Origin of the sequence: Parashewanella curva, assembly GCF_003675895.1 — a bacterium.
GTDB classification, from domain to species: Bacteria; Pseudomonadota; Gammaproteobacteria; order Enterobacterales; family Shewanellaceae; genus Parashewanella; species Parashewanella curva.
The window spans coordinates 1-26,940 of sequence record NZ_ML014781.1; the positions used below are offsets into that span (position 1 = coordinate 1).

17 protein-coding genes and 1 pseudogene are annotated in these 26,940 nt (G+C 41.0%); 13 read left to right on the forward strand and 5 right to left on the reverse strand.

All coding sequences use genetic code 11. The features are described 5' to 3' along the window. Positions 1-180: hypothetical protein (locus D5018_RS21990; RefSeq protein ID WP_207819285.1), on the reverse strand; the 180-nt coding region annotated here is incomplete at its 3' end. Positions 181-412: 232 nt separating this feature from the next. Between D5018_RS21990 and D5018_RS11565 the strand changes: the two genes are divergently transcribed. Together D5018_RS11565 and D5018_RS11570 are read left to right on the forward strand one after the other, a co-directional pair. Then, on the forward strand, positions 413-907 hold the full coding sequence (locus D5018_RS11565; protein WP_121839164.1) for a sugar dehydrogenase complex small subunit: 495 nt from the start codon (positions 413-415) through the stop codon (positions 905-907). Next, positions 904-2,514 carry a GMC family oxidoreductase gene (locus D5018_RS11570; RefSeq protein WP_121839165.1) on the forward strand — a complete coding sequence of 537 codons (1,611 nt, stop codon included), beginning with the start codon at positions 904-906 and terminating at the stop codon, positions 2,512-2,514. Before D5018_RS11565 ends, D5018_RS11570 begins: the two co-directional genes overlap by 4 nt. Positions 2,515-2,662: 148 nt before the next feature. Here the strand turns inward: D5018_RS11570 and D5018_RS11575 are convergent, their stop codons facing one another. From D5018_RS11575 to D5018_RS11585, 3 genes and pseudogenes are all read right to left on the reverse strand, one after another. Then, positions 2,663-3,856: a coiled-coil domain-containing protein gene (locus D5018_RS11575; protein ID WP_121839166.1), complete on the reverse strand. Its 1,194-nt coding sequence runs from the start codon at positions 3,854-3,856 to the stop codon at positions 2,663-2,665. Between the two features lie 192 nt (positions 3,857-4,048). Next, positions 4,049-4,669 (reverse strand): single-stranded DNA-binding protein, encoded by a 621-nt coding sequence (locus D5018_RS11580; RefSeq protein WP_121839167.1) that lies wholly within the window; start codon positions 4,667-4,669, stop codon positions 4,049-4,051. A 73-nt stretch (positions 4,670-4,742) separates the two neighbouring features. Then, positions 4,743-6,161 (reverse strand): annotated as a pseudogene (locus D5018_RS11585) (MFS transporter); the annotation flags it as partial. Between the two features lie 317 nt (positions 6,162-6,478). Here D5018_RS11585 and uvrA point away from each other — a divergent pair. The 8 genes from uvrA (at position 6,479) to D5018_RS11625 (ending at position 21,164) form a co-directional block, all read left to right on the forward strand. Then, on the forward strand, positions 6,479-9,307 hold the full coding sequence (gene uvrA, locus D5018_RS11590; RefSeq protein WP_121839169.1) for an excinuclease ABC subunit UvrA: 2,829 nt from the start codon (positions 6,479-6,481) through the stop codon (positions 9,305-9,307). 194 nt (positions 9,308-9,501) lie between these two features. Further along, a complete protein-coding gene (locus tag D5018_RS11595) occupies positions 9,502-11,721 on the forward strand; it encodes an RING finger protein (RefSeq protein ID WP_121839170.1) in 2,220 nt (739 codons plus the stop codon). 106 nt (positions 11,722-11,827) lie between these two features. Beyond that, complete coding sequence (locus D5018_RS11600) at positions 11,828-12,748, forward strand: hypothetical protein (RefSeq protein WP_121839171.1); 921 nt, start codon at positions 11,828-11,830, stop codon at positions 12,746-12,748. Between the two features lie 211 nt (positions 12,749-12,959). Then, positions 12,960-13,793, forward strand: a complete 834-nt coding sequence (locus tag D5018_RS11605) for a hypothetical protein (protein WP_121839172.1) — start codon at positions 12,960-12,962, stop codon at positions 13,791-13,793. 134 nt (positions 13,794-13,927) lie between these two features. Beyond that, positions 13,928-16,108: an RING finger protein gene (locus D5018_RS11610; protein WP_121839173.1), complete on the forward strand. Its 2,181-nt coding sequence runs from the start codon at positions 13,928-13,930 to the stop codon at positions 16,106-16,108. A gap of 161 nt (positions 16,109-16,269) precedes the next feature. Continuing rightward, positions 16,270-18,081 (forward strand): DEAD/DEAH box helicase, encoded by a 1,812-nt coding sequence (locus D5018_RS11615; protein ID WP_121839174.1) that lies wholly within the window; start codon positions 16,270-16,272, stop codon positions 18,079-18,081. Positions 18,082-18,252: 171 nt separating this feature from the next. Beyond that, on the forward strand, positions 18,253-19,779 hold the full coding sequence (locus tag D5018_RS11620) for a hypothetical protein (protein WP_121839175.1): 1,527 nt from the start codon (positions 18,253-18,255) through the stop codon (positions 19,777-19,779). A 122-nt stretch (positions 19,780-19,901) separates the two neighbouring features. Next, complete coding sequence (locus D5018_RS11625; RefSeq protein ID WP_121839176.1) at positions 19,902-21,164, forward strand: uracil-xanthine permease family protein; 1,263 nt, start codon at positions 19,902-19,904, stop codon at positions 21,162-21,164. A gap of 102 nt (positions 21,165-21,266) precedes the next feature. On the opposite strand, the gene D5018_RS11630 is transcribed toward D5018_RS11625, so the two are convergent. Then, complete coding sequence (locus D5018_RS11630) at positions 21,267-23,078, reverse strand: protein kinase family protein (protein ID WP_133309282.1); 1,812 nt, start codon at positions 23,076-23,078, stop codon at positions 21,267-21,269. A 208-nt stretch (positions 23,079-23,286) separates the two neighbouring features. Here D5018_RS11630 and D5018_RS11635 point away from each other — a divergent pair, with 208 nt between their 5' ends. The 3 genes from D5018_RS11635 (at position 23,287) to D5018_RS11645 (ending at position 26,931) form a co-directional block, all read left to right on the forward strand. Further along, a complete protein-coding gene (locus D5018_RS11635; RefSeq protein ID WP_121839178.1) occupies positions 23,287-23,853 on the forward strand; it encodes a hypothetical protein in 567 nt (188 codons plus the stop codon). 253 nt (positions 23,854-24,106) lie between these two features. After that, complete coding sequence (locus D5018_RS11640) at positions 24,107-24,889, forward strand: DNA/RNA non-specific endonuclease (RefSeq protein ID WP_121839179.1); 783 nt, start codon at positions 24,107-24,109, stop codon at positions 24,887-24,889. A gap of 452 nt (positions 24,890-25,341) precedes the next feature. Beyond that, positions 25,342-26,931, forward strand: a complete 1,590-nt coding sequence (locus D5018_RS11645; RefSeq protein WP_121839180.1) for a M28 family metallopeptidase — start codon at positions 25,342-25,344, stop codon at positions 26,929-26,931. The last annotated feature ends 9 nt before the right edge of the window (positions 26,932-26,940 follow it).

Consider the following 26,940-nt stretch of genomic DNA (forward strand, 5'->3'; position numbering starts at 1 on the left):
TACAGGGTTGAGGTTTTGCTTGCTTCTACATGCTAAGCAGAATGATGACATCAGCAGAGTTTGTGACTCAAGAAACCTGCTTTGCGACAGTCTGCAAAATTTAGATTTTGCCTGTAAGTTGTGGGGAAACAGCAGTAAAGCACTATTGATAACTTTGGTTGTAACTCGTTTTAGTTTCATTTGATGTTCCAATATTATTATTTCATTAACATTCAACCTGTTACGACAAATTACTTCAGCTTTAATTAGCAACTACAATTATAGGTTGGCCATTTTAATGGCATATTTATCATATATATTTTGAATAAAGAGTCAAATTGACAATAGTTGGATGGACTAAAGTGAATTAATGAAAGGCATTTGTCAGCCTTAAAGGCGTAACATCAAGTTATTTAAAACTTGAGAGCTTGAGATGTTGACGAGACGAGAAACATTAAGCTTAATCGCATCAAGCCTCGGCTTTACGGCTTTTTTTCCTCAGTGGATAAATCTGGCTGTTGCTGGTGAGCCCAATCAGCCGACAGGTTTTCTATATGTATCTTCTTTTCTTACCGGATTTACCAAGATAAACGAATCATTGGTTAAGCCTTTCCACACAGAGTTAATCGCTCAGTTTGGTCATGCTTATTGTAAAAAAGCCATTGCAGACCTTGAATCCAGTTTTAGGAAAGCCAGCACCCCCGTCGAATTAACCCAAATTTTGCAGCAATACCGCTCTTTTTCTAAAGCTATACTCAAGTTATGGTTTTTAGGGAAATTTCTCCATTCTAAACCTGCCTTGGACGTTCAAGACCTCGCATATCAACAAGGCTTGATTTGGCAGATCATTTCAGCAACGCCACCTTGTGTCCCTGATGACAGAGATTGGTCGGTGCCACCAGCGCCTAGTTTGAAGATTGCATTATGACTCATGATGCCGAGGTTATCATTATTGGTTCGGGAGTAGCTGGTGCTCTGGCCGCGTGGAAGTTGAGCCAAGCAAATATCAAAGTCATTGTGCTTGAAGCTGGTCCTTACTTTAAAGACAGAGAGAAACATGCACAAAAGTTTCGTATCGCTGGTGCTTCTCAAGGGATTGATACACCGTATCAATTTCATCCTGAAGCCCCAAAGCCAAATGCAAACGACACCTCAAATTATTATGTTCAAACCGGGCCTGAACCCTTTAAAGGTTTTTATCAGCGCATTGTAGGTGGGACGACATGGCATTGGATGGGCATTTGCCCGCGCTTTTTACCTGAAGATTTCTCCCTCAAAAAACATTTTGGTGTGGGTGTAAATTGGCCACTGAATTATCAGCAAATTGAGCCTTATTATGGACAGGCAGAAAACGCACTTGGAGTGTCAGGAGACTCGACTTTCGATGCTGGCTCAGATAGAAGTACGGATTATCCGAATCCTCCCCTTAAGCAAAGTTATTTGGATCAGGTTTTGTCGCAAAATTGTGATGGCTTGTTATACCACGATATACCGCTAAAAGTATCCGTTGCACCACAAGCTAAACAACCGTGGTGTAAAGGCAGCGGCAGTTGCATTCCTTTATGCCCAACAGGAGCCAAATATGAGGCGAATACCCACATTAACTTAGCGAAAAAACATGGGGCGGCGATAATTGCAAAAGCGGTGGTTCATCGGTTGGATGAACATCATGGTCGAATTCGCAGTGTGAGGTACTTAGATTGGGATGGTCATGAGCATAAACTAACTGCAAAATATTTTATGCTTGCCGCTAATGCTATCGAAACTCCCAAGATTCTACTGATGTCAAAGTCAGCAAGGTACCCAAAAGGACTTGCTAATAGAAGTGATATGGTAGGGCGAAATTTGATGGATCATCCTTTAGTGATATCACAATGTCTGTCTCCTGTGCCTGTATATGGTTTTAGAGGCCCTATAGCAACGTCGAGTATTGAGTCGTTTAGGACTGGAGACTTTCGAAAACACTTTTCCAGTTATCGGATTAACATTCACAATAATGGTTGGGCATCTCCTCACGTCAGTCCGTATGCTGATTTTAAAAACCCAGTTAAAGAATTTAAATATGGAGATGAACTACAACAGGTGTTGAAAGATAGAATCCAAAGACAAATCTTGATAGATGGCGCTATTGAGCAATTACCAAATTACAGAAATCGAGTGAGTTTAAGTCGACATCGGTCTGATAAATTTGGTTTACCTCACCCAGAGATTTATTACCATTTTACGGAATATGAACAAAAGGGGTTAAAAGATATCAATCTGTGCTTTGAAGCCATGTTTACTAAGCTTCAGGCCTCCGAAATTCTGCATATTCCTGAAGTGCTCTCGTCTGGACACATCATGGGAACTTGTAAAATGGGATTAAGCGCTTGGGATTCGGTGGTTTTACCTAGTGGCCGAACCCATGAGCATAAAAATTTATATATTCTTGGTTCGAGTGTATTTCCAACCTCTGGTACAGCTAACCCCACTCTAACAATTGCAGCATTAACATTAAGAACAACAGAGTCGTTGATCAAAATATTAAGAAATTAACACTATGTCTGTTGTATCTTCGACTGAAATATACCCGTGAACTTAAATAAGCCCTGAAATCCCGCATCTTCAGGTATCACGAGTATATATTTTCATTTAAATTGATTTTCCGATTTTATTGGTGCTCATGTCCCAATTCTGAGGGAGATTAATTCGAGAAAAGCTTCTCATATTCTTGAGAAATTTGAGTAAACTCCGACTGTTTACCATTAAGAAGTAGTGCTGTGTATACTCCTCTTGCAAATCCTTGAACCCCGTTCCCAAGGCTTTTCACGTAAGCTATTCCAGAGTTCGCTTTGTTAATAACAGCAATAAGTTTTGATTTGGGATCACGGTGCATTGAGTCAATTGACTCTAAATCATTTTCAGTAATGCTGAGGTTTGTACCTATTTGTCGCCATAGCATTGAAACCTCAACGAGAGGATTATAAACATCTTTTATAGCATGCGGAAGTGACTTGGTAGTGAGTCGCAAGGCATGATGTTCAACGAGTCGATGCTGCTCTTGGCTTAATCCGGACGTTGCCAGTCTCGGTTGAACTTGTTTAGCAGGCGGTAAATCTTGTGCTTGAAGGTGCAGTTTTAATTGCCGATTTTCTTCTGTTAATCGTTGAATTGTTTCCTCAAACTTAAAGATCTCCACCTTGCCGTCACTATGATGACTTTTGAGAACCTGATTATTTTGTTCAGACTGAGATAATTTTTGTTGTAAATCACGAATCGTTGAACTTTGTCTTTGGATCACATTGTTTACTTCAGCAAGCTTTTGTTGATGATGTTGTTGAGTTGTTTTTAAAGTGTCTTGAAGCCGCTTATATGCATCTAAGTATCCTTGAGCAACGCTTTTGGCCGAACTCAAATCTTTTAATTGTGCGATTTCAGTGCTTAACTGTTCCTGAGTACGGGGGCGGTGGGAAGAGGCTGTTACTGCGGTATAAGGCGATGAGGTTTTTAGGTAATAGGTGGGGTCAGCAGCCATATTTTTTGTAACGACAGTATAAATTGGCCCGTTTGCGAGAAAACCACAGTCTTTGCCAGTTCTAAATAGCTCAAAAAAACGGTTTATTTTGTTTGTAGCAGTCCCCTCCGCGCTCTGAAAATAGTGTTCCAACAATGCGGAATAGCATCTTTCTGTATCATGATAATACTTATCGGCAAAGTTAGCAGTTTTATATGATGGAATCTTTAACATGATCCCTAACAAATCCCATTGACTTGAAGCATCCATAGTGTCATTAAGTATTCTTGGAAGGTTAACTCCTCCAACAGAAGCATTTTGTGTTGCTTCTTCAGACCATTGAACCCCTGTGGTAGAAGAAGAGGGTATTTGTGACGCGGACATGATGACTCCAATAGATTGAATTTAAACATTGCTCCTAAAGTAATTAAAGTAATTTAATAGGGTGAGAAATAAAATATTGATTAATAAACATTAATTTTAGCTTAAGTTTGGTTGCAGAAATGAAAAACCCGCCATAATAGCGGGTTACAAGAGAGTTAAGCTTTATCTTTATAGTGTTACTTATTACAACTCCTAAAACGGGATATCGTCGTCCCAACCATCATCCAAGTTTGGCGTATAATTTTGCTGAGCAGGCTGTTGCTGAGGTGCTTGAGCAGGTTTAGCTTGTTGCGCTGGTGCCTGTTGTGCAGGAGCTTGTTGCTGAGGCTGATAGCTCTGCTGTGGCTGTTGCGGTTGATAGCTTTGTTGCTGCAGTTGTTGCGGGGCACCGTAACCAGAAGTTTGTGGCTGCTGGGCTGGTGCTTGTTTAGGGGCACCATAACCACCTTGGTTGGCATTCATGCCACCACCTTGTCGGCTATCAAGCATTTGCATTTCGTTACCAACAATCTCAGTTTTGTAACGATCTTGACCCGTTTGTTGATCTTGCCATTTGCTGGTTTGCAGGCGACCTTCAACGTATACCTTAGCGCCTTTTTTCAGATACTCACCTGCAATTTCAGCTAAGCGACGATACATAACGATGTTATGCCACTCGGTACGCTCTTGTTGCTGACCTTGTTGATCTTTCCAAGTTTCACTGGTTGCAATGGTAAAATTGGCTACCGCATTGCCATTTGGCATATAACGAACTTCAGGATCGCGCCCTAAATTACCCACTAAAATTACTTTGTTCACACCACGGCTGGCCATGATTTTCTCCTGCGAGTTTAATATTTTTTTCTTACATGCATAACGGCTAGAGTATGCTTTTTTGTTAGTTAATTCAATCTGAGCTCTTTAAAATTGCTTGTGCACTTTCCAATTCAAATTGATCGGTCACTTTGAGATAGGCGGCTTGTTCTTCTGTGATCAATATGGCTTCAGCAACGCCAGTCAGAGCTGATAACTGAGCGGCTATCTCTTGGGCGTGGGCTTTATCTCGGATTTTGGTGGAGAGCGTATAGCTTTTTAACAGTACGGGATTTTCCATGCCTAAAGATAATAATAGCCAAATTCCCACTAATACCAAGGCCACGATAAATACACCGTTAGCACCAACCCATTGATACATGCTCCCACCTAATAAACCGCCACAAAAGGCGCCTAAAAATTGGCTGGTGGAATACACTCCCATGGCTGAACCTTTATCTCCTGCTGGGCAAAATTTGGCAATCAAACTGGGTAATGATGCTTCAAGATAATTAAAGGCAGTAAAAAAAAGTAAGATCCCTAATGCAATCAGCCAAAATTGATTTTCAAATAAGGCCAATATAGCAAGGGAGGCTAACATGATCAGTAATGAGATTTGAAACGTGGCTTTGGTGTTTTTCTTTTTAACGCCAATGATGATCAAAGGCACCATTAAGAAAAAAGCCCCAATGAAAGTTGGGAAGTAAAGCTTCCAGTGATTCTCTTTGGCAAAACCAGCGTGAACCAATACAAAGGGTAAGGCTACAAATACTGCAGTTAGGGTTAGGTGAAGGATAAAAATACCCGCATCAAGGCGAATGAGTTGCGGATTTTTTAACATGGTGAGCAAACGAGCAGGTGCGGCCACAGTGTCACCTTTAGGGGCATGACGGACAGGGTTAGGCACAAAAAATTGCACGATCAAAACACCAATAACTGCAAAAATCGCCGTCATAATGAATAGGCCTGATAACCCTAAGTGATGAGCGACAATCGGCCCAAGCAATAAGGCGAGTGCAAAAGAAAACCCAATACACATACCGATAACGGCCATCACTTTGGTGCGTTGTTCATCTCGAGTTAGGTCTGCAGCTAAAGCAAGCACAGCAGCGGCAATCGCCCCCATACCTTGTAAAGCACGACCCACAATCACCATGTAAATACTCGTGGCACTGGCAGCGACTAGGCTGCCGATGGAAAAGACAATCAAGCCGCCGATAATCACAGGTTTACGGCCGAATTTATCGGATAAGATCCCCATTGGGATTTGTAGTAAGGCTTGAGTTAATCCGTAAGCGCCAATGGCTACGCCCACTAAGAACGGAGAAAATCCGGTTAAGTGCTGACCATAAAGGGCAAACACTGGCATGATCATGAAAAGTCCCATCATTCTCAAACCAAAGACGCTGGCAAGAGAAGCGGCTACTTTCTTTTCAACTGCAGATAAGCCATTACTTTGCATGTTAAAAAACCTTGAAGATAAAAATGGAAGAGTGATACCTATTTGAATTGAATGATAATTAAAAGTTGAATCTGCTCAATTCAGTTAAAAGCAGCGCATAATAGCATACGGAAACAGAGAGTTTAAAAATTTAGGGCATGCCCTAATAGATACCCTCAACTAACACTTTATTTTAATAGTGTTTTTATTGTAAACGAGGATTCTCGAACGCAAAAGTTTATAAACAAGAATTAATGGGAAAGAGAAATTAGTTGCTGTTGATGCTGAATCCATTCGGGTAATGATTTTGGTAGAGAGGTTACACTGACAAATTACTTCTGGCATACTGTATATCCTTTCAGTACTTTTGAGATAAAAACGAGAGCTTGATGGATAAGATCGAAATACGCGGCGCCAGAACTCATAACCTCAAAAACATCAACCTAACCATTCCAAGAGATGAGTTAATCGTGATCACTGGATTGTCAGGTTCAGGTAAGTCATCGCTAGCATTTGATACCTTATATGCCGAAGGTCAGCGTCGATATGTGGAATCATTATCGGCTTATGCTCGTCAGTTTTTGAGTTTGATGGAAAAGCCTGATGTGGATCATATTGAGGGCTTAAGCCCAGCCATTTCTATCGAGCAGAAATCCACATCTCATAATCCACGATCAACCGTGGGTACCATTACTGAAATTTACGATTATCTGCGTCTTCTATACGCCAGAGTCGGCGAGCCACGCTGTCCGACACACCACCAACCGTTAACCGCGCAAACCGTCAGTCAGATGGTAGACAAGGTATTAGAGCTTCCAGAAGGCAGTCGTCAAATGCTGTTAGCGCCAGTGGTAAATGGTCGTAAAGGTGAGCACGTTAAGCTATTAGAAAGCCTTGAAGCGCAGGGCTACATTCGCGCTCGTATTGACGGTGAAGTGTGTGATTTGTCCGACCCTCCAACGCTAGACTTGCACGTTAAACACACCATTGAAGTGGTTGTGGATCGTTTTAAAGTACGTGACGACATTAAACAGCGCTTGGCAGAATCTTTTGAAACAGCGCTGGAGTTGTCAGGCGGCTTGGCATTAGTAGCGCCTATGCAAGAAGGTGATGAGCAAGAGCCATTAGTATTTTCGGCCAACTTTGCTTGCCCATATTGTGGTTACTCGATGACAGAGTTAGAGCCAAGGATCTTTTCATTCAACAATCCTGCTGGAGCATGTGGCACTTGTGATGGCCTAGGTGTGCAGCAGTTTTTTGATCCTGAGCGAGTGGTGGTTAACAGTGAGTTATCACTTGCCGGTGGTGCAATTCGAGGTTGGGATCGTCGAAATTTTTATTACTTCCAAATGCTTAAGTCTTTGGGTGAGCATTATGATTTTGATGTAGAAACACCATTTGAGCAGCTCGACGATAAAATTAAAAAAATCGTTTTTTATGGATCGGGTCGAACAAAAATAGCCTTTAAGTATGTGAATGATAAAGGTGATGTGGTGAATCGTAATCACCCATTCGAAGGCATATTGAACAATATGGATCGCCGCTATCGAGAAACGGAAAGTAACTCGGTGCGTGAAGAACTGACTAAGTTCATTAACACTCAACCTTGTCAGAGCTGTAACGGTTCACGCTTAAAAGAAGAAGCACGTAACGTATTTATCGAAAAAGTAAATTTACCTGAGCTCACCACTTGGTCGATTGGTGAGGCTAAAGACTATTTTGACCACTTGAATTTTACAGGGCAGAAAGCGCAAATCGCTGAAAAGGTGCTGAAAGAGATCCAAGAGCGTTTAGGCTTCTTAGTGAATGTTGGCTTGAACTATCTCAACCTGTCTCGCTCAGCGGAAACGTTGTCGGGCGGTGAAGCGCAGCGTATTCGTCTTGCAAGTCAAATCGGTGCGGGATTGGTGGGCGTGATGTATGTATTGGATGAACCGTCCATTGGTTTGCATCAACGTGATAATGAACGTCTGCTCAATACCTTAAAGCACCTGCGTGATTTAGGTAATACCGTGATTGTGGTTGAGCACGATGAAGACGCCATTCGTATGGCAGATCACGTTATTGATATTGGTCCCGGAGCTGGAGTCCATGGTGGCAGTATTATTGCCAGCGGCAAGCTTGAAGATGTTATGGGCTGCGCTGAATCAGTGACAGGGCAATATCTTTCTGGAGAGAAGCAAATTCATGTCAAAGGCGAGCGAGTCCCTTATGATGCTGAGCAAGTGATTGAGCTTAAAGGTGCGCGTGGCAATAACTTAAAGAATGTCGATTTAACTATTCCTCTTGGACTAATGACCTGTATTACAGGGGTGTCAGGCTCGGGTAAATCGACGTTGATCAATGATACCTTCTATCGCATTGCTCATCGAATGTTAAATAAAGCCACGGTCACAGAGCCTGCGCCTTACGATGAAATCATTGGCATGGACAAATGCGATAAAGTGGTGGATATCGATCAAAGTCCGATCGGTCGTACGCCTCGTTCAAACCCTGCCACTTATACCGGAATATTCACCCCCATTCGTGAATTGTTTGCCGGTACGCAAGAGTCGAGAAGTCGTGGCTATCAAGTCGGTCGTTTCTCATTTAACGTCAAAGGTGGTCGCTGCGAAGCGTGCCAAGGTGACGGTCTTATTAAAGTAGAAATGCATTTCTTACCAGACGTTTATGTGCCTTGTGATTCTTGTAAAGGTCAGCGTTATAACCGTGAAACCTTAGAAGTGCGTTACAAAGGCAAAAACATTCACGAAGTCCTGCAAATGACAGTGGAAGAGGCCAGAGTTTTCTTTGATGCCATTCCGGCCATTGCTCGTAAGTTGCAAACCCTGATGGACGTAGGTTTGTCTTATATTCGGCTAGGGCAAAGTGCGACAACCTTATCAGGTGGTGAGGCGCAGCGGGTGAAGTTGGCAAAAGAACTGTCAAAACGAGACACAGGTAAAACCTTATATATTCTGGATGAACCAACTACTGGTCTTCATTTTGCCGATATTCAATTACTGCTTGATGTTTTGCATCGTTTAAAAGCCCACGGCAATACCGTGGTAGTGATTGAACACAACTTAGATGTGATCAAAACGGCTGACTGGATTGTCGATCTTGGCCCTGAAGGTGGTTCTGGTGGTGGAACCATATTGACCTGTGGAACGCCAGAGCAGGTCGCTGAGCATCCTACGTCACATACGGCACGATTTATAAAGCCGATGTTAAAGTAATTCCTTACACTCGATTAGAGGCCATATACGGCCTCTAAGTACAAAGACATACGTTTGATACTAGGGCACGCCCTAACTTTCCTAGAATGATAGATAAACCATAATTCATTATCTCATCCTGATTTACTGATTAGAATAGTGTATCGATAGATTGAAGAAATATTTGGTATACCTTTCATGGCGATAGATTTAGTTTGGTCTTCTCAGACAAACCAGTTTACTACTTTGGCTCCAGTGTTGGGGGTGAAAGCGGAAAAAAAGAATCAAGAGTCAGTATTCGACTTTCGGGCGTACCCAGTTACTTGATTTCACAAACATATACTGTTGCTTATGACAAAAAACATAAATGTTGGCAGCTTAAAGGTAGTGGTAGTTTAGACCCTGATATCATTAAGGCTTGTGGCGCATTATGTGAGTTTTTAAATGAGGCACCTCCCAAGGGAGGGTATAAGTTCGCCTCACCTTCAACAGCTTCTGTTGCGTGGAGTACTGCTCCCAACCCAGTGACAAACTTGAGTGTTAGGATGGTTACAAAATCAGAACCAAAACAGACTCAACCAGTGCCCCCAGCAAAACAAGCAATCGAAGAGAGTCCAATGCGGAGTCACTTCACATCTTCAGATGCTATAGTCAAACACATAAATACATTATTAGAACAAGAATATAATGAACAAGCGTATTTAGATTGTTATACCAAAGTTTCTGAAACGCTGTTATCCGAAGAGTGGGGGGGAGAAAAAGAACGTGGCGAAGATGGCAGTTTAGTAAAAATAAGCATTGATCCTGCCGTACACCTAGCGGTTAAAAAGTTAATCGTTAATATCGTAGAGCAAAAATACCGACAGTATTTGGGCTTGCCTCATTATCGAACAGAACTAAAACAATGGTTTGCTGATACCTTTCCTGAGAATGAAGACCATTACCGAAACAAGGAACGGCTTCCCTATTTTGCGCAAACAGCGTGTTGGAGCTTCATCATAAGAGATACCATTTTTCCTTTTCCTGCCTCTGAGTCACCGTGCCCTTTAAGGGCAAGAATTTTCAATTTATTTGTTGATTTGGTGCCACGCCAGAATTCAGGTTCGAAGACTAGTAATACGTATCATAACGCTACAGAATATGATAGAGCGACAATCAGTCAGGCGAGTGGAAAATGGACCACAGAGGATCCAATATACTCTTCTTGTCGCTGGCAGGATGGTCCAAGCAAGCTTAAACAAGTTCATCTTGAAAAAACTGAGTTATATTTGCTTTTAATTGGTAAAAGAAGATTGAAAAGCGCCCAAAACTCAATTGACCAGAACGAGATCCCATTAGTGGGTTGTCAGTTGAGGCTGCAGCATAGACCAGATAAATCGGCAGTGAAAATAGATCAACCAAGGACGGAAGCAGAGTTAATGAGGTTTACAGCTGATAATAAAATAAACCCAATTTGGCTAGAAAGTAAAAGGCTCGTTTTACCGTCACGTGATGATTACCAAGCTGTTTTGACTGTATTATTTCCTGAAAGTGGGCATTTATATGTTCTACCAAAGTTACTGACTGAAGATGATACAGTTTTTATTAAAAAAATGAATACATTATTGGCGAATGAAGATAGTCAGAAAATGAATATTGTATTTATTGCCATACAACAAAGTTCTCTATCCTTACTCAATGTCTTAAATATTCAATGCTCAGAAAGAACTCAGTTCAACATCATTAACCCTTTTAGGCAATTGCTGAATAATCAGAACCTTAAGCCCAGAGGCGAAAAATGGGCGTTTCAGCATTACAGTATGGTGGCTGAAGATTTTACGGATGTGACAGGCAATTTCAGTTTTACATTTTATGAACATGGTCAACAGTTTCACTTTGCACTTAAACCAAAAGGTTCGTCGTTGGTTGAGAAAGAGTGCAGCATTTCGCCATATACTTGGTCAAAACAGCTAATGCGAACACCCAACGATAGTTTTATGCATTCAGCCACGATATTCACCATGAATTTTTTAGAAAGTATGACTTGTGCGATTTCACAAGAAAGCATTATGGGTGTTGATACTCCCTGTTTTGATAGACATTGTCATCTTTTTGACAAACCGTTGCTATTAATGTGGATAAGACAGCATCAAACCAACCCACTCACTAAGGAAACCATGACGGAAGCCGATATTTGGGAGCCTGAAATTCTTTTAGAGCAAATTCGACAATTACGTTCTTTGCTTTTACAGCAAGGCATTGAAGAGGTCCCTACAACCGTTCCAGCTTTAGCTGGTGTTATGAATGAAAAAAAACGGCAGCTAGAGCTCGGTGGAGATGCAGTAAAACAAATGGTCGAGAGAAACCAAGCCTCAGCCACGAAGATAATTCCTGAAGGTTCAGGCTCAGATGAGGACTTTGACGAAATTGATGAAATCAAAAAGAAAAGGAAGTAAATGTAACCCCTAGTTGATAAGGGAAGTGTGATTAACAATGCTTCACTGGTATAAGTTAGGCTGTTGAATATAATTTGAACAATGCTTGATTGATTGGATTAGGTTTTTGAGTTCATATATCCCTTCACATCTCACGCTTGTTGGTGAACGTTTTGGGCGCTATGTTGAGCGAAATATTCCTTTTGAAGAAATTAAGTCACTGCGTGACTCTCTGACTTGGGAGAGCTATAGCACGGATACCGTTGGAACACGTTTACATAAACGAATAGTAGACAGTTTTTTTTCTCTACCCACTGATGAAGTGTATTTGCAACTTCATACCATCATTCATACGAATAACGTGGATATCGCTTCTAAAGCTTATAATCGGCTGCAGAGTAAATTAAGAACCCTCGAGTCTGATATACCTCAATTTCCTGTAACTCAGGATAAACCCATTGATGCATGTCCGATTCCCGCAATGACAGAAGCAACAACCAATCCCGACTTTGCTACACAAAAGCAAGTAATCGTCGGAGGGAAGCGTTATCGAGTCAGTGCCATACAATTAAGTGAAATCCTGATAACGTGGGAAGACGATGAATTTCAGAGGATTATTACTTCTGCACAGTATCAACTGTACTCCAATAACGACACTTTTCTCCTTGGTGGAATAAAAACATCAAAAGCTGAAGTGGTTGATGTCAAGATTCCTGACAAAGAGTATGTATCAAAAAAGAGTGCTTTAGGTATATCTAAATTTTGTGGTGGTCGCTTTGATGATATGAGTCAAGCACTGTCTGATTTGAATATTATTTTAAGGTCTCAAAATGAGCCAGATTGTTTCGCTTCTTTAAAGCGACTTCTAACCAATTGTTACGACTTCCGTTTACAGTTCAAATCCCAACCTGTTGAAGCAAGGAATGCCTTTTATATTTTAGATAATAAAGGAAACGTTCTAATAATTAGATGCAGCGATTTTGTTAATTCGCCTGAACGATTAAAAACTATGTCAGCATTTTCTTTCCCTAATTTACCAAGGTTTTGATGAGTCTTGGGAACATAAAGCAGTCTGCTGCCAATAAACGCAATGAACAATAATTCACTTAATCAACAAAAGTGGCGGGCTATAATGTAATCACTATTTTATTGATTGGTTTATAGTTTTGACTACTTGTTATCCTTCACACCTTACTCTTGCTGGGGAATTTTGTTGTTTACTAAGGGAACACACAATTCCTTTTGATGACATACAACAAATGCAGAATTGGGAGAGTTTTGATGTTACCGCTGTTCAATCAAAATGGCTAGACCGCAAAATAGATCGCTTTTTTGGTCTACGAACTTACGAAGCCTATTTGCAGCTTTATACAATAATGCATACCACTGATTTAACTGTTGCCAATCAAGCTTATTATCGATTGCAAAATTTACTCAGAACCAAAGAGCCACAAGAAATTCCAAATGGGTATACTATCCAAGCGAGATCGTTTGGTAGTACATCAGCGAGCGCTGTGGCAGAGCCTGATGCTACTTTTGCAAAACAAAGGCTGGTTACTATTGCAGGAGAACGTTATCGAATTAGTGCTCCTCAATTAAAATGCATTCCAAAATCATCAAAACCTGAAGAAGGGGAATCACTGGGTAGTAAAAAGACAATTCCCACGAGTGCATCGTTTGAATTACATTCGGGTGGCAGCTCTTTCCCCCTTGGGGAAGTGAAACATTTACGAGAAGATGCGCCATCTAGAGTTAGAAATAAAGATTATATTGTATTTAACACTGCGATTGACTTCTTTAATTTCTGTGATGGACATTTCGAGGAACCCAGCGAAGCCATTGAACATTTTGAGACCATTTTAACTTCAAATAGCCCACGGAAATGTACTTGGGCATTGAATCAGCTTCAGTCGATGTGCTTTGATTATCGTATTCAATTCAAGCACCATTGTTTCAATGAGAGAGAAGCATTTTATATCTTGGATAAGAATAATGAATGTCACGTGATGAGGTGCCAAGACTTTTCTACTTTACCTCGAGATAAACCTAAGATTGCTGCGCCATTGCGTTTTCCCTACACTCCAAGGTTTTGATACGGGTAGGGAGACGTTTGTTTTTGTTGTAAGTTAATAATAATTAACTATTTTTTAACAATTCTGCCCGCTAAGATATCACCAGTGCTCTTTTAAATGAAAGTAAGTAAAAGCTAGAAGTAGGTTAATCAATTATGGCGTCAGAATTATTATGGTCAGCCAATACCCATCAATTTATTTCTCAAGGCGGGTTGGCTTCTATAGCGCTTTCTAAAGCTGGCTCGAGCGTTAGGGTTAATGTAGCAAGGCAAAACAGTTTATTATACTTGGGGACATTTACTCTAACTTACCACAGTGAGCATACACGTTGGGCTGTCAAAGCGTCAGATACTGCAACTCATGATCATGAAGTAAATGAGGTCCGAGCGACTTTGGAAAGGTTTTTAAATGATGATGCTGTTGATTCCACCATTGGAGACAAGCTAACGGTTAGCTTTAAAACGGAATGTTTATCACATGCTCCCATGACATCCAATAGATTAAAAAGTGGTACTGGCAATATCGCTTCTTCTCACAAGATGTCTAGCCATTTTTCGACATCACAAGCGCTTATTCAAAGTGTGAATGCATTACTCGATAACCCCTACAGTGAACAAGAACATTTAGAATGCTACAGCAAAGTATCAGAAACGCTGTTATCAGGTGAATGGGGAGTTATTACACAACGGAATGAAGATGGCAGCTTTAAAACGCTCAACCTTGATCCTGCAATTTATAGAACGGTTAAAACACTGATCGCTAGAATAGTTGAAAATAAATACAGTGAGTTTGTTCGACTGAGTTTTGATTATAATTCCGATCAAGCTCATCAAAAAAAGATAGATTGGATAGGAGACTGTGTCGAAGAAAACTATCCTTTGTATTCCAGAGTTCACGTCTTCCCTTATTTAGCTCAAGTGACGAGTTGGAGTTTTATTTTAAGGCGTTTAATTTCTCCTTTTCGACCACATGAATCACCAGGTCCTTTTAGAGTTGAGATATTCGATCTATTTAAAGATTTAGTTCCAGAAAAGTTCACCTATAGTAAAAAAACCATTAACTATTATGAGCCTAAAAGTTTTAAACGTTCTAGGATTAGTGAGGCTAGTGGAACATCTACAGACGAAGATCCAACACATTCTGGCTGTCGTTGGTTTTCAGGTCGTAGCCGGGTTGTTCAAAACCAGCTCGATGGTATGGAATTGTATTTATATCTTATAGGTAGAGGACCTGCTACGGGCTTGAGTATCCCGTTATTAGGCTGCCAAATAACACTACGGAAGCGGCCTAAAGTCAACTTAGATAAATTTGATCATCTAACGTTACAAACTGAAGCACTAAGGTTTACCAAAGAAAATAAACTATCTCCGATGTTTATGGAAAACCAGCAATTAGTTTTACCTCCACGTAATGATTATCAAGCAGTGCTTACGGTGTTATTACCCGAAAACGGCCATTTGTATTTGTTGCCCAAACTGTTAAGTGAAGAAGAGGTGACATTTCATGCCAAAATTAATGACTTGTTAGCGGAGGAAACCAGTAAAACAGTGAACGTTGTATTTTTTTCAATTCAGCCAAGCTCTTTATCTTTATTGAAAAATTTGAGTTTACGCTTTGAAGGGAATACTCAATTCAATATTATCCCCCTGTTTGGGCAGCTAACTGAGGGGGGAGATAAGAGGGGAGAATGTAAACCTAACAATCAAAAATGGACACTTGAACAGTGTGATCAGTTGGTCGATGCGCAAGCTGAAATAAAGGGAGATGTTGGTTTCACTTTTTATCCTTATGGGCAACAGTTTCATTTTACACGTGGGGACGATGCTAAAGCTTCAGCAGTGCAAACTGAGTGCGTGATGGCACCTTATACTTGGTCAAAAAAGGCTGGGATTGTTCTTACTGATGAGTTTTTACAACGGATGGGGCCTGTATTCTTACAGAGCTTTTTGAGTCGAATGACTTGCCCTATCACGCTTAAGGGCTTATTTGAACTCGAAGAGCCATGTTTAGATAAAGCAGGTAATCTTTTTGAGAGCTCAGCGTTACAAACAGCGTTGCGAACGAATCCAGTTAACCCAGTAACTAATGAGCCAATGACTGAATCTGAAATTATAACCCAAGGGCGCATGATGAGTTTCATTCTTGAATTACGGAATGTACTCGTGTTTGGAGGCATAGAAGAAATTTCGAAGGCAGATCCCCTTAGAGATATGCTATCAAAAGCAAGTCAACAGAAGTCAGAACACGACGAAAGCCAAGTCGCGAGCGAAAAACCTACTCTCTTGGATGCAAGTAATAAGCACCCACAAAGCGACAAGATGCTGAACACAAATTAGTATTACGATTAAAGGTAATTTCAACAACCCGTAGCTAAGTTTCAGTAAGTCTGGTATAATCCCTCGTTTCGGTGCGGGAAATCGACACGACTGATATTAGGTTGATTTTCTGTCTTTAGAAGTAAATTGCGCTTCCTGCGCATCCATAAGGCTACAACCTAATGTCATCCAATGAAAAAACCTTCCGTGAACTCGGTCTGTCCGACGCCCTTCTGCGCTCTCTTGACGAGCTAGGTTACGAAAAACCTACCCCAATTCAATCTGCCAGTATTGAACCATTAATGGCTGGTAAAGATATCCTTGGTCAAGCACAAACCGGTACCGGTAAAACCGGTGCGTTTGCTTTACCACTATTGAACAGCTGTGATGCCAAGCAGTCTCAACCACAAATTTTAGTCCTAGCTCCAACCCGTGAGTTGGCAGTGCAAGTGGCTGAAGCATTTAACAGCTACGCGAAATACATGAAAGGTTTCCATGTACTGCCTATTTATGGCGGTCAAAGCATGGGGCAGCAATTACATCAATTAAAACGTGGTCCGCAAGTGATCGTCGGTACTCCGGGTCGTGTAATGGATCACATGCGCCGTGGCACGCTTAAACTTGAACACTTAAAAGCATTAGTATTGGATGAAGCCGATGAAATGCTAAAAATGGGCTTTATTGATGATATTGAGTGGATTCTAGATCATAAGCCTGAAAACAGTCAGCTGGCACTGTTTTCAGCAACTATGCCAGAGCAGATCAAGCGTGTGGCTAAGAAACATCTTAATGATCCTGTACTTGTTAGCATTGCGGCTAGTCATACGACCGTTGAGTCGATTGAGCAACGCTTTGTACAAATTTCACAGCACAACAAGCTTGAAGCATTAGTTCGTGTATTAGAAGTGGAAAATACCGAAGGGATCATCATCTTCGTTCGTACCCGTAACTCTTGTGTTGAGTTGGCTGAAAAATTGGAAGCGCGTGGTTATGCATCATCGCCTTTACATGGGGATATGAACCAACAAGCTCGTGAACGTGCAGTTGATCAGCTGAAAAGCGGTAAGCTCGATATCATCATTGCGACTGACGTTGCAGCACGTGGTCTTGACGTAGAACGTATTGGTCATGTGATCAACTTTGATATTCCTTACGATACTGAAGCTTATGTACACCGTATTGGCCGTACTGGTCGTGCTGGTCGTACAGGTATGGCAATTTTGTTTGTGACTCACCGTGAAATGCGTATGCTGCGCACCATCGAGCGTGCTACTAACAGCCGTATTGCGCCAATGAGCATCCCAAGCCCTGAAATCGTTGCTGAAAAGCGTTTATCACGTCTAGGTGAGCAGGTAGCTCAGACCTTAGCAGGCGATTTAAACTTTATGAAAGAAGCGGTGGCAGAACTGTGTAATCAGCTTGAAGTTGATACCGATTTATTGGCAGCTGCTTTATTACATAAAGTACAAGAAGAGCGTCCTTTACAGCTTCCGCCAATGCAAGAACGTGTGCGTGATAAGCGTGAGCGCAATGATCGTGATGGCCGTCGTAACCGTGATCGTACTCCAATCGCGCCAGGTAAAGCCGAAGGCTTAAAAGATAATCCTGATGTGAAAATGTGCCGCTACTTAATTGAAGTGGGGCGTGATAATAACGTTGGCGTAGGTAACATCGTTGGCGCGATTGCCAATGAAGCGAATATTGATAGCCGTTACATTGGTCAAATCCACTTATACGATGCAGTAACTACGGTTGATCTTCCTGAAGGTATGCCAAAAGATGTACTGCAACACCTGAAAAAGGTTCGCGTATGTGGACGTCAATTGAATATCCGTGAAGCAGGCGATCAAGTGATCAATGATGGTGGTAACAGCCGTCCACCACGTCGCCGTAATGGTGATCGCCGAGGCGGTGAACGTCGTGGTAACGATCGTGGTCGCTCAAACCGCCCACAAGGTGAACGTCGCCCACGTCGTTCAAAAGAGCAAGCTTAATTATTAAATTAAGTTGATGATTAAAAGGAGCTTAGGCTCCTTTTTGCTTATGTAGGGCTTCCTTAAGCAATAGTACATTGATATGTGTTTATGTAAACGAATGTTAACTGTACAGTTATTTTAGGATTTGCAAGAATTTGGGTTTTAAACATACACACTTTTAAATCCGAAATGGCATCTCTAAGCAATGCATCTGTATCACTTTCGCAACTTTTTGCAGATAACTCTTTGCCAAAAAATCCAATTGAACAATGTGAAAGTGGACATCGTTTAGGGCGAATGAGGGTGATTGTGAGCCCGAAGGTTAAAGATACCCCTCCCGAGGATTGGTTTAAAAGTGAAGACTTCGAAAATGAGATCATCTACGATTTAAACCGCATACCATTGCATCAATTAATCCTGAAAAGTATTGGTACACAAATTATTCCAGACTTTCACAAAGTCCGGGACAAATTTCATCAACACCAATTGGAGCAATTTAAAATATCCCAAAATGATGAAATACAACCTTTGAATGAAGTGTTACGTCAATATTTTTTTAAAGGATCTCGGATTGAGGCAATGTTTAAAACCTTTTTTGAAGTAGGCTTTGAGCTATATAATCAAATGGAAGATGAACCTAAGCAAAGGCTGTTACAAAAACACAGAGACTGTCCTGTTGTTAGTTTTCATGATCCTAGACATTGTCAAAAAAGCTCAACTTATAATGCTGATGTACCTTATTCTATGCGAAGCCAGCAGGCACTAACCGTACCTGATTTTAATGTTTGGTTGAGCGGCCCTCCTATCCAAAAAGGTCGATTATTGGATAAGATTTTGGTCAACAAGCTCAGACAGCATGGCTTGCACCAAGCCACATTAGTCACATTTAATGGCTTTATTTCTTCTAAGTATGGGGATGTCGTGGCACAACATACCATGTTTTTGGATGCTTGTGATGCGCCATTGATTGTTCACGGTCCGAGAGCCCACGCATTTCAAACTCTGAGCTTTCTGCGTGATGACTCTACAACACCCAGCGAGCTGTTTCAGATCATTAGTAGCGGTCACTTTAATCAATGTTTTGACAGACGTGTAGATAAGCAAGAAACGTATCATGATTATGATGAATCTTGGCAAAAACGTTATTATTTAGGTTTCTGTTCACGGTTATCTGCCTTTAGTCCTGAGTCGGTGAATGCATTATTACTTCAAAAAGAAATGTCCGGAGTACTCGAAGCGGTAAGGTGTATTGGAACAAAAGAGCAAAAACAAGAATTGTTGAGTTTATTTGAATTAACAAATGATCAATCAACGGGTGATCTAGATAAGGACTTGGCATTGGTTGAAACGGTCATTAAAACGCTAGAAGCTTATTCGATTCACTCTCAATATAATGCGTTCGCACGAGCTGGTTATCAGCAGCTTCCGTTAAATGTTCAGGGAGCCTTTGAGCCGCTTACGAATAGCCCTACACGTCAGTCTGACATAAATAAAATACGCATTCAGCTTGGCAAAGGTTATATCGTTGCTTTGATTTTTGTCAGAACAAGGGGAGGAAAGCCTGAACACATTATTCTAAAAAATGCTGAAGCTTTTGATAATTTTTATCCTACGTTAACGTCTTGTTCGAGCTGGGGGTTTATTACCGAAAAACCGTGTCTAGCTGATGGTGGTATGAGTCTTGAGTCGGTTTTAGCTATGGTACCGGAAAAATAGTTAGCGAATCGCTTTTTGCAACATTTTAAATCGTTTTTTAACAGATAGTGTTTTGTATTATCTAAGCCTTAGATTACAATTCCCTTCCAACTTTTCTATCTCACTTTGAAACAGTTGGAATTATGGAACAAACCTCTCCCCCTTCGAATTTACACAATGCCCTTGCTGGCTCACAAATGCTCTTCGTTGCCTTTGGGGCAATGGTGTTAATGCCTATTTTGACAGGGCTTGATCCAAGTGTTGCTATGTTTGGTGCGGGTTTGGGGACACTGCTATTCCAATTGGTTACTAAACGCAAAGTACCTGTATTTCTGGCGTCTTCTTTTGCCTTTATCGCCCCAATTTCACTCAGTATTCAAAACTGGGGAATTTCTGCGACCATGGGCGGCTTAATTGCCGTTGGTATCGTCTATTTACTGCTCGGGCAATTCGTGCGTTGGCGTGGTACGGATTTGCTAAAGAAGGTGTTGCCTGCCGTTGTTGTTGGTCCTGTGATCATGGTGATCGGTTTAAGCCTAGCACCTGTTGCTGTACAAATGGCGATGGGGAAAACAGGCGATGGTGCGATAGAGTTGTTTGCCTATCAAGATGCGTTAATTGTCTCAATGGCGGCATTGATCACAACCTTATCTGTAGCAACCTTAGCTAAGGGGTTATTCCGTTTAGTGCCGATTTTATGTGGTGTAGTGGTTGGTTCAATTGCGGCAGGTTTCCTAGGTATGCTTGATGGCAGTAAAGTTGCCGATGCCGCTTGGATTGCAATGCCGAACTTTGTCGCTCCAGAGTTTAATTGGCAAGTGATTTTATTTATGCTGCCTGTCGCCATTGCCCCTGCGATAGAACACATTGGCGATGTGCTCGCTATTGGTAATGTTACCGGTAAAGACTATGTGAAAAAGCCGGGATTACATCGCACATTATCAGGTGACGGTGTTGCTACCAGTGTCGCGGCTTGTTTTGGTGCGCCGCCTAATACTACCTATTCTGAAGTGACTGGCGCGGTAATGCTGACTAAAAACTTTAATCCTGCTACCATGACTTGGGCGGCTTGTATCGCCATTCTATTAGCGTTTTGTGGCAAGTTAGGAGCGTTACTGCAATCGATCCCAACACCTGTGATGGGTGGTATTTTGATCTTGTTGTTTGGGTCTATTGCTGCGGTAGGTATGCACAGCTTAGTAAAAGATCAAGTGGATTTAAGCAAACAGCGTAATCTATGCATTGTGGCGACGATTCTGGTGTTAGGTATTGGCGGGATGTCGGTGGGCTCTGCTACGTTTTCACTTACTGGGATCAGTTTATGCGGTGTTGTGGGTATTTTGATGAATTTGATTTTGCCGCAAGATAGTAAAGTCTCTGAGCTGTCAGAAAATAACGCTGAATAACTACAACTAAAGGGAAGCTATTTAACCTCAGCTTTGCATAAGCCAACCTCTACAGCACTGAGGTTATTTAAGAAGTCGTGAGTGTGTTATTCACGACTTTTTTTATAAAGAGGCTTGCCAATTGATTACTTTATCAAGTGGGTTTTCTAATGGGTATTCTGTTGGTTCTCGCAGAAAATTTTGCACTTGTTCGAGGTGCTCAGGCTTAATAACTTGTGTAAGTACTTGATTCAGCATTGCTCGATGCTCTGCTGAATTACTTTCCTCATGAAGTATTCCATGTTCAAACATATCTGCTCTTGAATGCGAGTATGTTGGTATGTTTTTCATTATCGTAACGGATACACTTTGTAATAAGGAGATTAACATTGCATAGTTATCAGCAGACTCGATGATACTTTTGTCACCATCCTCCTTGCCAGCCAGTAATTCAGTTGTCATATAGGGCTCAGCCCCACATCTTCTATATGCACTTCCATAATTGGGTGTATACATCTCATCTAAATCTATAAAATTCACTTTAGGGTTCTCTATTGGAATTTTTCTCCCATTTGAACCAACTTGATGATCTCTGTACAAAAGGTTTTCGTTCTTTATATCCCGAAAATAGATGCCATGCTTATGAGCAGACGCGAGATCTTCACATGCAATATGAAAAGCTTGCAATGGAATGGAAGTATTGGTTCTATCTACAAATTGTTTGGTATTTTCTCCACCATTTACCGCAATTCTTCGTCCTTGGTCATCTAAAAAACCTTGCATTCCAGCTTGTATCGAACGTCCTTGAAAAGAAGAATTAGGCAAGGCATGCTTAAGTTCATTAAGCGCATCAGCAAAATAATCTTGTTGCTCTAAATGCTCCTCGAGTCTGCCAATTTCATGCAAGTCAATATCCCCAATGGGATCAGTTAGAGTTTGATCTAAGTTACTCTCAAATACATGGGTAAATCTTACATACTGCTCATCGGCTCTATCAAGCTTACTATGCGCACCAGTGACTTCTTGTGATGGCCGATATATAGGTCTTCTCATCATAGGAAATAAGCCATTGGGATCGACAAAATATCGCGTACCATCTTTATTGGTCATTACAGCATGCTTTGCGCCTTTAACTCTTGCATCTTCTATTGCTGCTTCTTTATTTTCTCTGAAGTTTCGATACGCTTTTTTTATTTTTCCTGCGGCTTCGAGTGGAGTTAAACCATGTGCTTGACTCTTTTTCGAGCTAGGTGATTCCTGTGTGTCTTCCGCTAGATCGATTTGATCCAACTTGCTAGTTGTGAGTTCAGTTTTATTTGCACGTAACATTTCTTGAAATACCGATTTATCTTCTTCAGATATTGAATCAGGATAGACAGTGTCACTTTCTAATGTTGCAGCATCATCTAGATTAGTCTGGTACATCTGAATGATAACTTCTTCTGAATCCTGCTGAAACTGCTCCATCAATTGTTGCCAACCGTCACAAGGGCAGTGAAGCATTAAGTGTTTTCCTTGCTCAGCCTTTAACCATTGTTGAGCAACGGATTTAGGGCTGAGTTCTTCAGGTAGATTGCTGCATGAAAATTCAAGGGAAAATGGGAGTTCTTGTAATTTAAACTTAAACGAGACTTTATGTGATTGTTCGCCTAATGGGGCTTGCGTTACAGACATAGTAAGGCTTGAACGATATTTGCGATCGACGAGTTGAGTGAGGCGATCAAAGGCTTGTGCTTTCTGAATGATCCCTTCAGCACTGCTTGAAGAATGTTCTTGGAATAAAAAATATAGCTGCTTATGGACTTCCGCTTTATTCCTTGAAAAAAGTTTATCCATGATACGATCAATAAAACCGAGTTTGGTTGCCTCTTCAAGAGATTGAGCATTTTTGATGGTATCCAGCTGTTTTTGATCAATGGTTAAATTTTTTGTCAAATTTATACCACTTCGTATAACCAAAGACACAACTTATTTCCTTAATTTGTATTTCAATCTGTTTAAACCATGGTTGAAGAAGGCGAAAAGCGCAACTTAGGTAATTTATATTACTTATTGAAAATTAATCATAAAAGTTACAAAAACTAGATTGCTCATTATTGAACTATCGAATACGATAGCCCTGATTTTTTTATAAGGGATTATTATGAAACTTTTTAAACTCGCGCTACTTCCTCTTGCACTTGGTTTATCATTCAATGCTATTGCTGATGAGAAAAAATCTATTTTGTCTAATAGCAATGTTTACGCTGGCTATGCCATGATTGATACTTCTGGACTAGATCCTAAAGGGATGACTATTGGTGGTGGTTACCAGTGGGATAACGGATACTATGTTTCTGCTGACTATTTGGATTTAAAAGTAACTGCATTTAGGCGCGATGTTGACACAACATTCTTAAATGCAGTTGTGGGTAAGCAGTTTGAGATTAATGAAAGCTCTGTTATCGACCTTGATGCAGGCTGGCAAAAAGCTGAAGCAAAAGTTGGTTCAGTAAAAGTTGATGATTCTGCATTTGTTATTACAGCTAAATATAAAGTTGAAGTCGTTGATGGTTGGATGCTCAAGATCGGAGGCAAACATACTGATGGTGATACTCTTTTAGTGGCTGGTACAGATTATATGTTTACTAATGGTTTTGGCTTAGGTTTTGATTTAGAAACGAAATCTGGTAATTCATTGATGAAATTTAAAGCAAGCTATCGCTTTTAATTGAGTTTTACGGCGAAGCTGGCATGCTTCGCCTTTCAATCACATGTCACTACCACAAGCCTCAAAACCTTAATCTCCGTCAATAACTTTATACAAATTTACAACCAATCATAAGAAACTAAACCTACTTCAAATCATTCCTGTAACAAAACTGTAATCTAACTCCTTAAAATACGTTGTCGCCAATTCTGGCGAAACCAATAAACCTAGAAAACACCATGAGAGTGATATCTGGGAGTAACAAGGGGTAAAAATGAAAAACGTAATGATGGTAGCTGTTGCCGTTTCGGCTGTGGCCTCTTTTTCTGCGTCTGCAGATAATTGTGGTCAATATGGTTGTCCAACAGGTGGCGTTGCCACTAACCAAGTGATTGAAAGACCTATCTATACACTTTCTAACAATGCTCAAACTAAGTTTGCGGACTGGGTGGCTTATCAAGTCACACCACAAACGATTGATGGTGGCTCTCGCACTCGCACATGGCGAGCTGATCCACAGTTGCCTGAGAATGCAACTCTAGAACCAAGTGATTACAAAGGTGCTCATGCCACTATTGGTACGGACAGAGGGCATCAAGTGCCTTTGGCTTCGTTTAGTAACACACATTATTGGAGCACGACGAATTACCTAAGTAATATCACTCCACAGTCCAGCGATCTTAACCAAGGCCCTTGGGTGAAGCTGGAAAATGCCGTGCGTGGTGCAGTTAGAAATGGCAACTCTGTATACGTTATTACCGGTCCATTATACGAATATGATTTTGCTACTTTGCCTGAAGCAGATGAAGAACACTTTGTGCCATCAGGCTACTTTAAAGTGGTTGCAACCATTTCAAATACAGGGTGGATTAATGCATCAGGTTTTATCATGGAACAAACGGCTGGACGCCGTGATGATTACTGCCGCACAGAAGTGACGATTGATGAAATTGAATACCGCTCTGGTTTAAACTTCTTCCCAACTTTGGCTTCGAACGTAGAAAACTCGGTTGAAGCAAGAACAGGCGGCTTAACCCGTTTGATGAACTGCCAGTAATTAACACGGTCAGAGGGCGTACCTAATTAAAGACTTTTTGATTTGTTACAACCTAAAATTTGCAAAATCAAGGCACGAAGAATGAAGTTTAGTGGACTAAACGCAGTAACGACAGCAGTGTATGTCGGTCAACGAAAGATGAGTAACGAAGAGTTTGCGAATTTTAGATGTAACCCGAAGGGCTGCGTTTCTTTTTTGTTTAAACTGCGTTGTCAAATGTTCGTGTAGATTACTACACTTCACATTTTCCGACTTGTTTAACCTAAAAAATTAACAGCAGCCAATGTAATAACGACAGCTTTGTATGTCGGTCAATCAAAAATCTAATTGGGAACGCCCTCTAAATAAAGGAGCTGCTGCTCCTTTTTTTATAGCATTACATTAAGCTAGCACTCAGCTTGCAAGGAGCATTATGACGCTTCAAATCGGTTAAATTTTAGGGCTTATTTACTATGAATAAGGCATCTTTATACCTCTCTGCTGCAGCGATAAGTTGCATTGCTTTTAATGTTTCAGCTGAAACGTATCAATTTCACGAAAAGCAATATCGACAGGATGTGCAAACCTTATCATCCACAAAGTTTGCTGGACGAGCGCCGTTAAGCCCACAAGAAAAACTGACCACGGATTATCTCGTTAACGCTTATAAAAATATTGGTTTATTGCCGGGCTATAAAGGTAAATATTTACAACCCGTACCAATGGCAAAAATCACCACAGATCAGAATATGAGCTTAAATATTGGAGATCAATCGTTCACTAATATGACCCAATTTACCGCTAGAACCGAGCGTCTGAGTGATCAGATCGATTTAAGCAATAGTGATGTAGTGTTTTGCGGCTATGGCATTAATGCCCCTGAATATCATTGGAATGATTATCAAGGTGTGGATGTTAAAGGTAAAACGGTCATTGTATTGGTTAATGATCCCGGCTTTGCTACTCAAGATCCGAATTTATTTACCGGCAATGCCATGACTTACTATGGTCGCTGGACGTATAAATTCGAAGAAGCGGCAAGACAGGGCGCAAAAGCAGTATTTGTCGTTCATGAAACCGCCCCAGCGGGTTATGGTTGGGATGTTGTGCAAAATTCAGTGGGTGGCACTCAGTTGTCGCTAGTCGATGCAGATAATAACAATGATACTGTTGCCGTAATGGGTTGGTTGCAGCACGATACCGCTCAGAAGATTTTTACAGAGGCGGGGTATGATTTTGATAAATTAAAGCAAACGGCCATATCTCGACAGTTCAAACCCATAGATTTGAAACTCCAAGCCAATCTCACCCTAAACAATCACGTAGAGCAATCTACGTCTTACAATGTTATCGCCAAGTTGCCTGCCAGCACTCAAACCAATGAATCTATTCTTGTGCATGCCCATTGGGATCACCTAGGGCAAAAGGTTGATAGCAATGGCACTGTACATACGTTTCATGGTGCAGTGGATAATGCATCAGGTGATGCGGGCGTGATGGATCTTGCAAGAAATCTTAAAGCGCAAGCGGATAAAGCGCCTTTTAAACGCAATATTATTTTTGCTGATTTTACAGGAGAGGAAGCAGGATTAATTGGCGCTAAACAGTTTGCTCAAAATCCATCAGTATCCACGAAAGATCTGGTTGCTATGGTGAATATTGATGGCATGAATACCAATAAAGCACAGGATTATGTATTGGATTATGGAAAAGGCCTATCCACACTCGATAATTATTTAGCTGATGCTGCACAGGCGCAAGGTAGAACAGTAAAACCTGACCCTAATCCACAAACTGGGTTATATTTTCGCTCTGATCACTTTGCCTTAGCACAAGTGGGCGTGCCGAGTTTATTATTTATGGGTCTTGGTGATCCTGATTACGTGAAATATCGATATCATAAAGAAGCTGACCAGTATGAGGTATCGTGGGATTTAGGCGCTGCTCAACAAGATTTAGCGTTAATGAGCAGTATTATTGCCAAACTTGCCAATAACAATGATTGGCCGAAATGGACAAAGAATTCCGCCTTTAAAAAGCGCCGTGCAGAGGATGGACGGTAGCCAATTTGT

Coding starts and splice junctions, on each gene's coding strand:
- D5018_RS11565 (WP_121839164.1), top strand. CDS start 413: ATGTTGACGAGACGAGAAACATTAAGCTTAATCGCATCAAGCCTCGGC.
- D5018_RS11570 (WP_121839165.1), top strand. CDS start 904: ATGACTCATGATGCCGAGGTTATCATTATTGGTTCGGGAGTAGCTGGT.
- D5018_RS11575 (WP_121839166.1), bottom strand. CDS start 3,856: ATGTCCGCGTCACAAATACCCTCTTCTTCTACCACAGGGGTTCAATGG.
- D5018_RS11580 (WP_121839167.1), bottom strand. CDS start 4,669: ATGGCCAGCCGTGGTGTGAACAAAGTAATTTTAGTGGGTAATTTAGGG.
- uvrA (WP_121839169.1), top strand. CDS start 6,479: ATGGATAAGATCGAAATACGCGGCGCCAGAACTCATAACCTCAAAAAC.
- D5018_RS11605 (WP_121839172.1), top strand. CDS start 12,960: ATGCAGAATTGGGAGAGTTTTGATGTTACCGCTGTTCAATCAAAATGG.
- D5018_RS11610 (WP_121839173.1), top strand. CDS start 13,928: ATGGCGTCAGAATTATTATGGTCAGCCAATACCCATCAATTTATTTCT.
- D5018_RS11615 (WP_121839174.1), top strand. CDS start 16,270: ATGTCATCCAATGAAAAAACCTTCCGTGAACTCGGTCTGTCCGACGCC.
- D5018_RS11620 (WP_121839175.1), top strand. CDS start 18,253: ATGGCATCTCTAAGCAATGCATCTGTATCACTTTCGCAACTTTTTGCA.
- D5018_RS11625 (WP_121839176.1), top strand. CDS start 19,902: ATGGAACAAACCTCTCCCCCTTCGAATTTACACAATGCCCTTGCTGGC.
- D5018_RS11635 (WP_121839178.1), top strand. CDS start 23,287: ATGAAACTTTTTAAACTCGCGCTACTTCCTCTTGCACTTGGTTTATCA.
- D5018_RS11640 (WP_121839179.1), top strand. CDS start 24,107: ATGAAAAACGTAATGATGGTAGCTGTTGCCGTTTCGGCTGTGGCCTCT.
- D5018_RS11645 (WP_121839180.1), top strand. CDS start 25,342: ATGAATAAGGCATCTTTATACCTCTCTGCTGCAGCGATAAGTTGCATT.